Annotated in this window: 12 protein-coding genes; all 12 read left to right on the forward strand. The window is 33.0% G+C overall.

Annotation, left to right across the window (positions count from 1 at the left end; translation table 11 throughout):
- The first annotated feature begins 14 nt into the window (after positions 1 to 14).
- The 12 genes from ROY99_06595 (at position 15) to rnr (ending at position 15,629) form a co-directional block, all read left to right on the forward strand.
- Positions 15 to 539: an OmpH family outer membrane protein gene (locus ROY99_06595; protein ID MDT3696046.1), complete on the forward strand. Its 525-nt coding sequence runs from the start codon at positions 15 to 17 to the stop codon at positions 537 to 539.
- Positions 540 to 638: 99 nt separating this feature from the next.
- The gene (locus ROY99_06600; protein ID MDT3696047.1) at positions 639 to 1,151 is read left to right on the forward strand and encodes an OmpH family outer membrane protein; all 513 of its coding nucleotides are present in this window, start codon (positions 639 to 641) and stop codon (positions 1,149 to 1,151) included.
- Between the two features lie 5 nt (positions 1,152 to 1,156).
- Complete coding sequence (gene lpxD / locus ROY99_06605; protein ID MDT3696048.1) at positions 1,157 to 2,194, forward strand: UDP-3-O-(3-hydroxymyristoyl)glucosamine N-acyltransferase; 1,038 nt, start codon at positions 1,157 to 1,159, stop codon at positions 2,192 to 2,194.
- A 90-nt stretch (positions 2,195 to 2,284) separates the two neighbouring features.
- Positions 2,285 to 3,697, forward strand: coding sequence for a bifunctional UDP-3-O-[3-hydroxymyristoyl] N-acetylglucosamine deacetylase/3-hydroxyacyl-ACP dehydratase (locus tag ROY99_06610; protein ID MDT3696049.1), 1,413 nt, complete (start codon positions 2,285 to 2,287; stop codon positions 3,695 to 3,697).
- Positions 3,698 to 4,474 carry an acyl-ACP--UDP-N-acetylglucosamine O-acyltransferase gene (gene lpxA / locus ROY99_06615; GenBank protein MDT3696050.1) on the forward strand — a complete coding sequence of 259 codons (777 nt, stop codon included), beginning with the start codon at positions 3,698 to 3,700 and terminating at the stop codon, positions 4,472 to 4,474.
- Entirely contained in the window at positions 4,471 to 5,223 is a 753-nt protein-coding gene (locus tag ROY99_06620) for a hypothetical protein (protein ID MDT3696051.1), read from the forward strand. The genes lpxA and ROY99_06620 overlap by 4 nt, the downstream gene beginning before the upstream one ends.
- A 40-nt stretch (positions 5,224 to 5,263) precedes the next feature.
- Positions 5,264 to 6,343: a hypothetical protein gene (locus ROY99_06625; protein ID MDT3696052.1), complete on the forward strand. Its 1,080-nt coding sequence runs from the start codon at positions 5,264 to 5,266 to the stop codon at positions 6,341 to 6,343.
- A gap of 131 nt (positions 6,344 to 6,474) precedes the next feature.
- Positions 6,475 to 7,413, forward strand: coding sequence for a hypothetical protein (locus tag ROY99_06630; GenBank protein ID MDT3696053.1), 939 nt, complete (start codon positions 6,475 to 6,477; stop codon positions 7,411 to 7,413).
- Between the two features lie 149 nt (positions 7,414 to 7,562).
- Positions 7,563 to 8,558, forward strand: coding sequence for a D-glycero-beta-D-manno-heptose-7-phosphate kinase (rfaE1, locus tag ROY99_06635; GenBank protein ID MDT3696054.1), 996 nt, complete (start codon positions 7,563 to 7,565; stop codon positions 8,556 to 8,558).
- Positions 8,555 to 9,028, forward strand: coding sequence for a D-glycero-beta-D-manno-heptose 1-phosphate adenylyltransferase (rfaE2, locus tag ROY99_06640; protein ID MDT3696055.1), 474 nt, complete (start codon positions 8,555 to 8,557; stop codon positions 9,026 to 9,028). Before rfaE1 ends, rfaE2 begins: the two co-directional genes overlap by 4 nt.
- Positions 9,029 to 9,033: 5 nt before the next feature.
- The gene (locus ROY99_06645) at positions 9,034 to 13,524 is read left to right on the forward strand and encodes a hypothetical protein (GenBank protein ID MDT3696056.1); all 4,491 of its coding nucleotides are present in this window, start codon (positions 9,034 to 9,036) and stop codon (positions 13,522 to 13,524) included.
- Positions 13,524 to 15,629 (forward strand): ribonuclease R, encoded by a 2,106-nt coding sequence (gene rnr / locus ROY99_06650; protein ID MDT3696057.1) that lies wholly within the window; start codon positions 13,524 to 13,526, stop codon positions 15,627 to 15,629. Before ROY99_06645 ends, rnr begins: the two co-directional genes overlap by 1 nt.
- Position 15,630: the final 1 nt, after the last annotated feature.

The following is a 15,630-nucleotide window of genomic DNA, read 5'->3' on the forward strand; positions in this document are numbered from 1 at the left end:
GACGAGGAAAAGTAGTGAAAAATTACATTTTAGTATTTACGCTTATTGTTTTAAGTTCAATTTCATTTTCGCAATCTCAATTAAAACTTGGTTATATAGACTCTGAAGTAATACTTACACAATTTTCTGAAGCAATAAAAGCTCAAGGTGATTTGGATGCATTAACTAATAAATATTCTGCTCAGATTGATTCAATGACACTGGCGTATCAACAAGCAATTGCTGATTATCAGAAACAAGCTGAAACGATGACAGATGCAAAAAAGACAGAATTTCAACAGAAAATTGTTATGATGGAACAAAATCTTGTTGAATTCAGACGTGCTAAATTTACACAAGGCACTGGTGAGATATATAAAAAGCAGGAAGAACTGTTTTCTCCGATAAAAGCTAAAATCTATGCTGCAATCGAAAAGGTAGCTAAAGAAGAAAGTATGCAGTTTGTTTTTGATAAGAGCGGAGATATTATTTTACTTTATGCCGACTCAGCTTTTGATATAACATTTAAAGTTTTGGACAGACTTAGAAGAGGAAATTGATTTTATTAAGTGATAAAAGTTCTCTCCATAAATTTTTGGAGAGAACTTTATTGTTTTATTTCACATCTTTAGATAAGTTAAATTAACACAGGTCCGCAAATGAAAAAGATATTTATAACTTCCATTTTTATTCTTCTTTCTTCGATCTCTTTTGCACAGCTTAAAATAGGTTACATTGATTCTGATACAATAATGGATCAACTGCCGGATGTTCAGGATGCAAGACAAAAACTTGATGCTTTGATACAAGAGTGGCAAGGTGAATTAAATAAGATGGAGAATGAATGGAAAACCAAGTATGACGATTATGAAAAACGCAAGCTGATAATGAGTGATCAAACGCGCGCCGAAACTGAAGCTGCACTAGTGCAGCTAGAAACTCAGATGGCACAATACCGTGAAAAGAAATTTGGTACTAACGGCGAACTTTTTCAAAAGCAGGATGAGCTTATGAAGCCTGTACAAAATAAGATCTTTACTGCACTAAAAGAATTAGCTGAACAGGAGGATTTTGATTTTGTTTTTGACCGCAGCGGCGACATAATGATACTGTTTGCAAAAGATAAATATGATTTGACTTCTAAAGTTTTGGATAGGCTTAAACTGAAATAAAGCGGATGAAAATTAGTATCAGTGAAATTGCTACTTTAACCAACGGAAAAATATCCGGGGATAATTCTGTTTTAATAAATAATGTAGCAAAGATTGAAGAAGCTGTTAAAGGCGATCTTACTTTTCTTTATCTGCCGTCTTATGAAAAATTTTTCGCTGATACAAAAGCAAGCGCTATAATTGTTAAGTCTGGATTTAATAAAACCCGTAATGATATTACATATATTGAATGTGATTCACCCGATAAAGCTTTTTTTGATATCGTCAGAAAGTATTTTACTCCAAGAATAAATATTTCTGGTATTGACCCTTCAGCATCTATACATCCGACAACCAAACTTGGTAAAAATGTATCCATCGGGAAATATACTGTAATCTCAGCCGGCTGCACAATTGGCGATGATACAATAATACTTCATAACTCAACTATAATGGATAATACAAGCATCGGAAATAATTCAGTTATCTATTCGAATGTCAGTATTAGAGAAAATAGTATCATTGGAAACAATGTAACAATTCATAATAATTCAGTAATTGGAAGCGATGGCTTTGGCTATAATACAAATGAAAAAGGCGAGTATATCAAGATTCCACAGATAGGCAATGTAATTATTGAAGACGATGTTGAAATCGGTTCTAATGTTTCTGTTGATAGAGCAGCTTTTGGTTCAACTGTTATTAAACGGGGCTGCAAGATTGATAATCTTGTTCAAATAGCGCATAATGTTGTAATTGGTGAACACTCTGTTCTCTCAGCCCAGAGCGGGATATCCGGCAGTACAAAAGTTGGCAATCATTGTATTCTTGCCGGTCAGGTTGGATTAGTAGGACATATTGAACTGACAGATAATGTTGTTATCACTGCACAATCAGGAGTTTCTAAATCTATAAATAAGCCAGGCTATTATCTTGGTTCACCGGTTAGAGATATAAAGACTGCTCAAAAATTAAACGCTCATGTTCATAACCTACCAAACTATGCACAAAAAATAACTGAACTACAGATAGAGATTAATAAGCTTAAAGAAAAGCTTGGTTGATTTATATTCACTATGCAATCTTACTTCAGATTGTATTTCGTCAGCTATCTTGCTATTTTTTCATCAATTTTATAAAAAAATGGAAGAATAATGGTAGAACTTCAGAGAACTATCTCGAAACCAGTTTCATTGAGTGGAATTGGTTTACATACAGGTACTGAATGTACAATGACTTTTAAACCCGCACCAATTAATTCCGGGATAAAATTTATCCGTGTTGATCTTGGTGGAAATCCGGAAATACCTGCAATTGCAGATAATGTTGTTGATATTTCCAGAGGTACAACAATTGGAATCGGTGAGGCAAAAGTTTACACAGTAGAGCATGTTTTAGCGGCAATAGCCGGTCTCCAAATAGATAATATTAATGTTGAGCTTGATGGTATGGAACCTCCAATCGGTGACGGCAGCGCAATATCCTATGTTAATGCTTTATTGGAAGCAGGAATTGAGCAGCAGGATGCCCCTAAGGATTATCTTATTATTGATGAAACAGTAATGTATTCAGATGCTGCAAGACAGGTTGACATTGTTGCTCTTCCACTTGATAAATATAGATTAACAGTTATGGTTGATTATCAAAATCCTGCTCTTGGCAGTCAGCATACAGGATTGTTTGATCTTGACAAAGAGTTTGTTACAGAGTTTGCATCTGCAAGAACTTTTTGTTTTCTAAGTGAAGTTGAGGATTTAGCTGATCAGGGTTTAATAAAAGGCGGCGATCTTGATAATGCAGTAGTAATTGTTGATCGTCAGTTAAATCAGAAGCAGCTTGATGACCTTGGAGCGCGGATTGGTATTAAAGATAAATTTATATTGGGCGAAAAAGGAATTTTAAACAATAAAGAACTTCGTTATAAAAATGAACCGGTAAGACATAAACTTTTGGATTTAATCGGCGACCTTGCATTAATCGGTGTGCCAATTAAGGCTCAGATTCTTGCAGCAAGACCGGGACATAAAGCAAATGTTGAATTTGCAAGACAAATAAGAAAACTTTATCAGCAGAAAAAGCTTGTAAAGAAATTTCAGTTTGTCAAAAAAGAAGGTGTTGTATTTGATGTTAATGCTATCAGCAGAATACTTCCGCACCGATATCCGTTTTTATTGGTTGATAAAATAGTTCATCTTGAGGTTGAGAAAAAAGTAATTGGAGTAAAATGTGTTACAGTAAATGAGCCTTTTTTCCAGGGACATTTTCCAGGGCAGCCGGTAATGCCTGGTGTTTTGATTATTGAAGCAATGGCTCAGACAGGTGGAATTCTGTTACTGAACTCGCTTCCTGATTTTGAAGAAAAGCTGGTTTACTTTATGCAGATTAACAATGCAAAATTCCGCAAACCGGTTGTGCCCGGCGATCAATTGTTTTTAGAAGTTGAATTGCTGCAGAAAAAATCCAAGATATTTACAATGGCTGGTAAAGTTTATGTTGATGATTTGCTTGTAGCTGAAGCAGATTTTATGGCTGGCATTGTTGACAGACCAAAGAAAGTTGAAGAATAAATGAATAATATTCATCCTACCGCTATTGTAAGCAGTAAAGCTAAGCTTGGTGATAATATTACTGTTGCACCTTACGCTATTATTGAAGAAGATGTTGAAATTGGAAATGATTGTCAGATCGGACCATCGGCAGTTATTTACAATGGTGCAAGAATTGGGAATAGAGTTAAAATAAAACAGTCAGCTTCTATTGCGCATGTTCCGCAAGACTTAAAGTTCGAAAACGAGCCATCATATTTTTATATAGGTGATGATACAGTAATTCATGAATTTGCAACAATGCACAGGGGTACGAAAGAAACAGGATTTTCAAGAGTTGGAAACAGATGTTTGATTATGGCTTATTCACATGTAGCTCATGATTGTGTTGTTGGTGATAATGTTATTCTTGCAAACGGAGTTCAGCTTGCTGGACATGTTCAAGTGGATGATTGGGCTATTTTAGGAGGAATGTGCGGCATTCATCAGTTCTGTCATATTGGTAAGCACGTTATGATGAGTGTTAACTCTGTAGCGGTTAAAGATGTTCCGCCATTTGTTCTTTGTGGAAGAGCACCAATGAAGTTTGAAGGATTGAATGTAGTTGGTTTAAGAAGAAGAGGATTTAGTAATAATGATATTGAAGTATTAAAGAAAGCTTACAACTATATTTATAACTCGGGATTAAATGTATCCGAAGGACTTGTAAGAGTTGAATCGGAATTATCAGATAATAATTATGCTGCAGACATAATATCTTTTGTGAAATCAAGCAAAAGAGGAATTATTGGGAAATGAATTGGAAGTTCCTTAACTCAGGTTTGAACAGCGGCAGTTTCAATATGGACTTTGATCTGTTTTTGACTGAAAATATTGAACCAGATAATGTGTATCTGAGATTATACCAGTGGCATCCTTACTGTATCTCATTAGGAGTTAATCAATCAGAGGATGAGATAGATCTTAAAAAAGCAAAGTATAATATGGTTGATGTTGTTCAAAGACCAACTGAGGGTAGTGCATTTATTCACGCAATGGAATTAGCCTTTTCAGTTATCTATACAATTTGTAATAGTATTTCTAAAAAAAATTTTGTTGATGAAATCAATACGGCACTTAGAAAAGGATTGATTTTATTTGATTCAAAGTTAAGTGCGATTGAAATCAGGAGTAACATTTCAAACTCTGATGAATTTCATAATGATAAGATCGGCAATGAGTTTTCCACCAAGAGTGAAATATATCTTAATGATAAAAAGCTTGTAAGAAGCACCCGAAGAAGATTTAATAATGTAGTTTTACAGCAGGGATCAATATTATGCGGGAATTATTATCAGAATATTATTGAGTATCTTAAAATTAATGACGATCAGAAAAAAGAAATATCAAATGAAATTGGAGCAACAACTGACCTGCAGCGAGAACTAAAAAAAGATATTGATTACAACAGACTAAGTATGTCTGTTAAAAAAGGTTTTGAAAAGCATTTCGATTGTAAATTTGAAGAAACGGAACAGACCGAACTTGAAATTAGTTTTATTTCCTGAAAAGTTTTGTTATTTATTACTTCCCACTTATTGAAAACAAATGAATCTCTTAATAAAAATAATAATTTTAATCAGCATACTTTTAACCACTGAGAACTTTTCCCAGATAGAAGTTCAGTCGTTTCTTGAAGGTGCAAGAATTACTGATATAAAACAGGAAGGAAACTACTTGTGGGTTGCAACGTACGGACAGGGTATTTATCAATATTCACTTAAAGATGGTAAATGGACAAACTATTCAAGTAAAACCAGTAACCTTGAAAATGATCTTTTCCATTGTGTAGCTGCAAGTAAAGATTTTGTCTGGGCAGGTGCTAGTGAAGGTTTGTTTATCTATTCTAAAAAAACAAAAAAATGGACTAAGAGAAAATTTGCTCAAGGTGGTGAGTTTGGTAACTGGATTAGAAGTTTGACCTTTGATGAAAAGAAAAACAGATTATGGATTGGAAGGTTTAGAAATATTACTGTATTTGATGTAAAAACAAACAAGTTTACTGACTATAATCGTGTTCAGAATGGTGATGAAAAAACAAACAACTTTAATACTATTTCGTTTGAAGGTGATAGTGTTGTATGGTTTGGTGCAGAGTCAGGTGTTCATAAATTCTTAAACAAACAAAAAATAGATAATAAATCAGCCTGGTCTTATTTTAAAAATAGCGGACGTAACTTTAATGCAGAAGGATCATCAGTCTCAGTTACTGATTTTATTTTTATGCCTAAGGAAATTTGGTTTGCTACAGATGAATTTGTTACAAAGGAACAACCTGATTATAATCCCGGCGGTATTTATATCTGGGATAGAAAATTAAAATGGGATAGGATTTCAAAATCAAACGGACTTGGAGGGAATGGAATTTATTGTTTAACAAGAACCGGAAATTATATCTGGGCTGCTGTTTACGAATTTAAAAAAAATGAAAAGGAAGAATACGGTAAAGGATTGTATCTGATTAATCGTGTAACAAAAAAAGTAACACCCATTGATCTGGCAGAACTGAAACTCACTACTTCAAATATATTCGCACTCTATTTTGATGGAGTAAATCTGTGGATTGGAAGCGCAGAAGGACTAATTAAACTTAAAGTTGCAAATTCATTTGCTAAACTTCAAAAATAAGGTTTTTCTATTTCAACAAAATAAAACTAAGTAAGCTTAAATCAATTATTTACATTTCCCTCATATCTTGATGACAACTACTGAATAAATTTCAACTATGTTTTCATTGAAAATCTCTTAAAGGTGCTAAAATGAAAACAGGAAATAAATCAGTTTTATATTTGTCAGTATTATCAATAGTCTTTTCACTTATTGGATGTGCAATAGAGGTAGAGCAAACCATCTATTTAGGTGATGTAAAGGTTGATGCACCAATAATTACACCACCAACACATTTAAATATTAATAAAGAAACTGGTGATATAACCATCTCTCCTCGTTTTTCGATATTGACAAAAAATCATAAAATTATCTCTTCAACCGGTGGACGATATCAACATACTATAAAATTTAATGATAGTGTTTATTATAAGCCAAAGTATAAAAACCTCGTTTGGCAATCTTACAAATATACTGCGGGGTTAGATTTGGATTTCAAGTTATCTAAAGGAGTATCTTTATTTGGAGGTATGAATTTATCAGGTGGAGATGATATAAACCTGCTGGGGGGAAATATTGGAATTGGATTTCATACACACAATGTAAACCCAAATGTAAGATTTGATTTTGGCGCAACAATTCAAGAGTATAGTTTTGATGCTTTAACTATTGTTCGTACCAGAACCAGTTCTATCTGGGAGACAAAGGAATATATTTCATTTTACGCTGATAAGGGGGTAGTTACAAATATAAATCCATTCGCTACATTAACTATAAATTCATCGTATGATTCAAGTTTTATAAACTGGTATATTACCGGAGGTTATTTTATGCAAAATCTTTTGGGATATGAACCGGGCAGCTACAGCTATCCGCTTTTCCTCTTACCTCCTTTTTTCGGAAGCTATACAGAGGTTGATAAACGATCAGACTTATCAGCTGGATTTCTGTATTTCAATGCAGGTATTGCTTTTAATCTTGGGCAGTATTTCAGATTAGTTGTTTCAGCTAAAATGGTAAATGAAGTGTCAATAACAGGCGGAACAGAATTTTTATTTATGCCATCAGCACAAATTGATTTTCAGTTATAATTGGAATTTGTAGTTTAACAAGCATACGGCATCTAAACTATTACTTAAGATAAAATAGAGTGCTGATATTACTCCCTTCATTCCTGCTTTTTACCAATTTTTTTTATAACTATTTTTAAACCAGATTTATTAACTATTCTGGTTTATCAATGAATAAGATTTCTGCAAAGAGATTGTTACAATTAAAGAACAACATAAAAGGTAAACGTATTGCTATAGTTGGCGATATGATGCTTGATATATATTTCTGGGGTGATGTTAAAAGGATTTCGCCCGAAGCACCCGTCCCTGTGCTTGAAGTGGAGAATGAATTTTACAGATTTGGCGGGGCAGCTAATTGTGCATTAAATATTAATACTTTAGGCGGTATAGCTGAACCGATAGGTGTTATTGGTTATGATAATTACGGTGCAATTTTTAATTCATTATTAAACGAACAAAAAATAAATCGTAATGGAATAATTGAAGATGACTCAAGACCGACAACAACTAAAACAAGAGTAATAGCGGATAGTCAGCACATAGTTCGTATTGATAAAGAAAATAAACAGGTCTTGAATAAAACTATTCAAGGTAAAATTTTTGATTATATAAAAAGTTTAATCAAAAATCTCGATGGAATTATTTTGCAGGATTATAACAAAGGGGTATTATCAGCTCCAATGATTAAACAGCTGATTAAACTTGCCAATAAAAGTAATATAATCATTACAGTTGATCCAAAGTTTAATAATTTTTTTGAATACAAAAATGTAACCGTTATCAAACCTAACAGAAAAGAAGCTGAAGATATACTTGGAATAAAAATAAAAACTGATGTAGATATTTCTGTTGCAGGAAATACTTTATTAAAAAAACTAAACGCTAAAAATGTTTTGTTGACTCTTGGCGAAGGCGGTATAGCTGTTTTTGAAAGAGGCAAACCGGAAATGAGAATGCCGACAAAAGCAAGAAAAGTAGCTGATGTATCCGGTGCAGGTGATACTGTTATTTCTACATTAACTATTGCGCTTGCAGCAGGAGCAAATATTTATGAAGCATCTTTCCTTGCAAATTATGCCGGAGGATTGGTCTGCGAAGAAGTTGGAATTGTTCCTATTGAAATTGATAAACTGTTTAATACAATTATCAGAGAAAATAAATGAACAGTATTAAATCAATTGAAGAATTGAAAGAAATCCGTAATCGGTTAAAAGTGACAAACAAAAAAGTTGTATTTACAAACGGCTGTTTTGATTTAATTCATTCCGGACATGTTGATTATCTTGTTAAAGCAAAAGAGCTGGGTGATATTCTTATTGTTGCCTTGAATTCGGATCAATCAATTAAACGGATTAAAGGAGATAAAAGACCAATCTTAAAACAGGAAGAAAGAGCTTTTATAGTTTCCAATCTTAAACCCGTAGATTATGTAACTTTTTTTGATGAAGATACTCCTGCAGAAATTATTAATGAATTACTACCAGATATATTGGTTAAAGGTGCAGATTGGTCTATTGATAAAATTGTTGGAAGAGATATAGTTGAGGCTAATGGCGGCATAGTAAAAACAATCAGGTTTGTAAATGATCAATCTACTTCAAAAATTATTCAACTTATAAAAGACCGCTTTTAAGATCAGTGAAAAAAGAAAAGTTACAGCAAGAGGGGAATAAGATAATCGGCAGAGGAAGAAAAACTTTACGATACGGTGTGAATATTTTCATTTTTACATTTCTGTTTATTTTCATGCTCTTGATGATTTTTTTTGGAGTCTCTCAAACATCTTTCTTTAAAAGCTGGCTTCGTGATTTTGTAATTGAAACGGTTAACGATGAAATAAATGGAAAACTTTCAATTGGCGAAATTGAAGGTACAATATTTACCTCGTTGATAATTAAAAATGCTACTTTATCTACTTTGCAGAATGATACGGTAGTTTCTGCCGACAAGATTGAACTTAGAACAAGTCCGTTGAAAATTTTGTTCAAAAATATTTATGTAAGAAAATTTGAACTGAAAAATGCACGTATCAAATTAGTTGAAGAAGAAGATGGCGAATTAAATCTTCTCAAAATATTTCCATCATCAGATGAACCGGAAGATACAACTAGCTCTGAGTTTCCGTTTACCATTGAAGTTGCAGATTTTGCACTTACGAATGTTGATTTTTCTATGCAGCATTTTGATAAAGTTGGAAGTACCACTTCTTATCCGGATATCAACACCAGTGATTTGAGAATAAAAGATCTGAACTTAAGGTTTAATGCATTTGCTGATCTTAATAAATACAATTACAGACTGACAATAGATGATTTTTCTTTTTCACCGAACTTTGATGTTTTTCAATTAAAGAGTTTTTCAGGAACATTTTTAATCACTCCTAATCTTGCAGGTATAAATAAACTTCGGTTGAAAACTAATGAGTCTGATGTTGAAATTAATGCAGCTGTTTTAGGTGTGGATTTCCTGAATAACTTTTCTACCGAGTCGTTAGCTGAAGCACCAGTCAGAATAAGTATGGATGCGGTAAATTTAAATTTTGCAGACTTCTCAACATTTATTCCTGCAATGAGTATGCTCAACGGTTCAATTGCAGCACAAATAGAAACCTCTGGTACTTTAAGTGATTTGCAAATTAAAAATCTGGAAGTTCTTTATAATAATACAAGGTTGACTGGAAAAGCAAATCTTAAAAATCTGCTTGATGTTGATAATATGTTTTTTGATGTAAGTCTTAATGATTCTTATCTCGACCCTTCTGATCCAAATAAACTGCTGGCAGGTTTTGATTTGCCCGAATTTAATATGCTTGGTGTTGTTAAGTTTGATACTTTAAGTTACAAAGGCGGTCCGCTAAACTTTAATTCAAAGTTTGCACTAAAAACTGATTTGGGTAATCTTTCAGGTGAAGCAAAGTTAGATTTAAGACCTGTTGATATGTTATACGATATTAAACTTAAGACCTCAAAGCTTGATTTGTCTTCATTTATTTCTATTCCAACAAGCTTTAATTCGGATATAACAATAAGCGGAGCCGGTTTTGACCCAGACAAAATGAAGATGGAATTAGCCCTTGATGCTGGTTCATCAGTCTTCGGAGGCAGCTTTTTACAGGATTTGAAAATTAATTCCAAAGCTGAAAATGGCTTGATAACTTCTTCAATGTATTTCAGTGGAGATTCAAGCTCTGCATTACTTAATGCGGATATTGATTTTACTAATTCTAATGATCCTTCTTATGAAGTTAAGGGCAGAATAAGTGAAATTAATCTTGCCAGACTGCTTAATAACTCATCACTTCAATCAGATATTAGTCTTTCGTTTGATGTAAGCGGGCAGGGATTTAATCCCGATAGCATTGATTTGTTTTTAGTTACTGATATACAGAATACAGCATTTATGGATTTTAAGATTGACAGTACGCGTTTAATTCTTGATGTAAGAAGAAATGATAATGGAAACAAAATTGTAAATCTTATTTCTGATATTGCTGATTTTACGATTAATGGCGATTTCAAATTAACAACTTTGGGGAGTGTGTTTTCGAGGGAAGCAGAAATATTGAACAAAAATATTACAGAAAGATATTTAAGCGTTTTCGATGATGACTCAGTTAGCCTTGAAATAAATACTTCAGTTGAAAATAATTTGGATGAAAAACTGCAGGACTTTGCGTTTACATATCTTTTGGATTTTAAGGAGTCAGTAAAAATAGCTTTCGGTAACAATACTGTAGAATTGGATGGTTTGATAAGCGGTAAGATAAGCAGTAAAGATGAACAGCTTTTATTGGATATGGATTCTGATTTTGGATATTTGAAATTTCTGACTAACACAGATGTTTATTTTCTGATCAACACATCGTTGGATTTTAATTTAAGTAATAGTTTTAACCTTAACGATAAGGATATTTTGAATGCTGGTTTGAAGTTAACCTCAGACCGTATTTATGCTGGCAGTAACTTTTATAACCTCAATGCTGAATTAGATATTGATAACAATAAGGTGACTTCCAGAATACAAATGGATTTAGAAAAGAACTTAAAGACAGATATAACTGCTAATCTTAAAGTTGATGATCAAAAATTAATTCTGGAGCTACCCGCATTACAAATTATTTATAATGCATTAGAAGTTAAGAACAGCGGCAACATACAAATCGCTTACCGCGATAAAGTAATTACATTTGATAAATTTCTTTTAGATATAGCAGGTGCTGAGCTTGAAATCTCAGGTGAATCAGGATTTGAAGGAGATCATAAGGCTAACATCACATTAAAATCACTTGAAGGTGAAAAAGTAATAAATGGTTTATTGGCAAAAAAAACCGAAAGGAAAATTCAATCAGATATAAATTTATCAGGATCACTTACAGGTAATTTTTCAGATCCGGTTTTTAGTATTAATGCTTCAGTAGAAGACATTACTTATGGCAATAGTAATTTCGGTTCACTCTTTTCGGTGTTTGATTATGAAAATAATTCATTAAATACAGATATAAGACTTCTCGATTCAACTCTTGATTATAATGATCCGGCACTTTCTATAAGCGGATATATTCCGTTAAACCTCTCATCTGCAGCAGATAGTGTTGATAGGTCTGAGAGGTCTATCAATCTGTCAATTGAATCAGATGAATTTAATCTAAGCTCGTTAAAAGATATTATCCCTTTTGTTCAGTTTAACAAAGGCAAGCTGGAAACTGAAATTGATTTATCCGGAACATTATCCCAACCGATAGCAATGGGATATTTTAGTATTAATGATGCATCATTTAAAGTAACTAATAATAATCTTGATTATGATTTGCGGACAAAAGTTTGGATTGATGATGAAGATGTTACTATTGAAAATATTGAGCTGAAGAATTCTTCAGGAACTTTAAACGGAGGTACTTTAACAGGAAACGGATTTGTTAAATTAAAAGAATTTAAACTTGATTCTACCTTTCTATCTTTTACAGGCGATTTAAAAGTATTAGATCAGATTTCAAAAACCGCAAGTCCCATTATTTATGGCGATGTTGCCATCAGAATACGCGATGCGGTTACATATTCCGCAAATAAAAATACCTCTTATCTAAATTTACCAATTGATGTTACAACTGCTGATTTAATTGTTCCGTTAAGCAGTTCAGCTTACTCAAGCTCGTCTGGATTTATTTATAAATATGAAGAACAAGATATCCTCCGTGATCAGCTTGAGTCTGAGCTTGATAGTATAATTTCTGCACGAATTAAAAAAGATAGTATTAACAGTAATACTGCAGCTTCAACTAAATTTAATTACACTGTTGATATCAAGCTGGCTACAGAAGCGGAGATTGTGGTTATTTTGTCTAAAGAGCTTGACCAAAAGTTTGTAGTAATGCTTGGTGGCGATTTCTTTTTGCAGTCATTTGGAGGCAAGCAAAAATCCGGTGGCGAACTTACTCTTTTACCAGGGTCAACTTTAAGTTTTATTAAATCATTTGATGCTGCTGGTAATATTAAATTTGATAAAATTGATGATCCCATTGTAAACATAACTTCAACTTATAAAGATTACTATTTGCCTCCGGGCAATAATGCCGGACAAAGCGAACAAGAAGTTGCTGTAAAGATAAAACTAAAAGGTCCTCTGAGTGAACTAAACAAAAACTTTATTTCTGATGAAGATAATGTTGGGGTTTATATGGGCAGGCAGAATATTGATGAAGACAAGAAAGACCCTAGTAAGAATGTTACAGATGCAATGTTTTTTATTTTACAGGGTAAATTTCCAAATGATGAAAACGTAACAGAACAGGACAAAAATCTTTTTGCTTCTACTGCAACCTCACTTGCTGGCTCGTTAATAGGAAGCGTTTTAAATCAGTATTTTAGCGATTATGTGAAAGGGTTTCAATTGAGGCAGACTGCTACAGAAACAAAATTTAATTTAATTGGAAAAGCTGGTAAACTTAGATATGAAATTGGAGGATCAACCGAAGTGCTTCAGGATCTTAGCCGCGCTAATATAAGACTTGAATACCCGTTAACTCAAAGATTCCAACTGCGGCTTGAGAGAAAGGAATCTGAAAATGAATCTTCTTCGTTTAACAATCCGTTATTTTTTGAAGGCGGACTTAAATACAATTTTGAGTTTTAATGAAAAAAGAATTAAAAGCGTTTTTTAACCGCAATCAGAGCAGAGGTTATAAATCAAAAGATATTTCGAAAAAACTTGGTTTTATCTCCGAGTATGAATATGCATCTCTGAAGGCTGCAATACACAAACTTGAAGAAGAAGGTTTTTTGATAAAAATTGGTAAACGATATCAGCTTAATAAAGTACCGCCAACTAATAAACTTACAGGCAGATTAGAGATTAATAAAAATGGTTATGGTTTCGTAATTATCAATAATGGGAACAATAATGATATTTTTATTTCTTCGGGAAACTTAGGTGCTGCACTTGATGGTGATATAGTTGAAGTCGAATTATTTGCCAAACAAAGAGGAAAAAATCTTGAAGGGCAGATTATAAGAATCATCAAAAGAAAGCGGAAAGAATATGTTGGCAAGCTAAATAAATCCAAATCATTTTATTTCATTTCTCCTGATGATCCAAATATCCACAGAGATATTTATATCAATAAAACCCGTCTTAAAGGGGCTAAAACAGGTGACAAAGTTGTTGTTGGAAATTTATCCTGGGATAGTTCTATGCTTAATCCGGAAGGAGAAGTAATTGAAGTTTATGGAAAAGCCGGCTCTGTTGATGCTGAGGTTTTTTCACTTTCAAGGGAGTTTAATTTAAGATACAAGTTTCCTAAATCAGTATTAACTGAAGCAGATGAAATATCAGCTTATATTTCTGAAGATGAAATTAACAAGAGAGTTGATTACCGCGATAAGAATGTTTTTACTATTGATCCTGATGATGCTAAGGATTTTGATGATGCGTTATCAATTGAAAAATCTGAAAACGGGAATTATTCAATTGGGATTCACATTGCAGATGTTTCTTATTATGTAAAAAAAGGTTCGGCTCTTGATCAGGAATCAAGTTCCAGGGGCAACAGTGTTTATTTCGTTGGTAAAGTTATTCCAATGCTGCCGGAAAAATTATCTAATCAGATATGCTCACTGATTCCAAACAAAGACCGGCTTACTTATTCTGTAATTGTAAATATAACACCAAGAGGCAAAATAGTTGATTATAAAATAGCCAGGACGATAATCAATAGTAAAAGAAGATTTACCTATGAGGAAGCACAAAAAATTATAGAACAAGGTAATGGAGCATTTTCAGAAGATTTGCTGTTGCTTAATAAACTTGCACAGCTGCTCAGAAAAAAAAGAATGCGCGAAGGTTCATTTGATTTTATTTCTCCTGAAGTAAAATTCAAACTGGATGAGAATGGAGTTCCTGTTAGTATTGCAATAAAACAGTCTCTGGAAAGTAATATGCTTATTGAAGAGTATATGCTTCTTGCTAATAAAATTGTAGCTTCTCATATTTCATCAGATAAACAGGGGGCAGTTAAGCCATTTGTCTATCGGGTTCACGATTTACCAGATAAAGATAAAATCATCGAGTTTTCAAGATTTGTAAAAACACTTGGATATTCTTTCGATCCCAATGCTTCAGCTAAATCAGCAAGCTTTCAGAATTTATTAAATCAGATTAAAGGTAAAGAAGAAGAAGCATTAATTAATGAGTTAGCTATCCGCTCAATGGCAAAAGCGGTTTACTCGACACAGAACATTGGTCATTATGGTCTTGGGTTTAAATATTATACTCATTTCACTTCGCCTATCAGAAGATACAGTGATTTGATTGTGCATAGATTGTTGTTTTATTATCTTAATAATAAAGCGGGCGAAATTTATTCGCTTCCACAGTTGGAAGAAATTTGCGACAATATATCTGCAACTGAAAGAAATGCTGTAGAAGCAGAGCGATTCAGTGTTAAAATAAAACAGATAGAATATTTGAAGAATCATTTAGGCAATGAATTTTCAGCTATTATTTCTGGCATTATTAATTTTGGAATTTTTGTTAAACTTACAGACATACTTGCAGAAGGATTAATAAGATTACGGGATTTGGATGATGACTATTATGAGCACGACGAAAAAAAATATGCTATCATTGGAAAGAGAACCAAAAAACAATATCGTTTAGGTGATAAAGTACTTGTTAAGCTTATTCGTGTTGATGAGGAACGATCGGAATTGGATTTTATAATTGTTGATTCAAAGGATTAAA

Origin of the sequence: Ignavibacterium sp., assembly GCA_032027145.1 — a bacterium.
Classification (GTDB): domain Bacteria; phylum Bacteroidota; class Ignavibacteria; order Ignavibacteriales; family Ignavibacteriaceae; genus IGN3.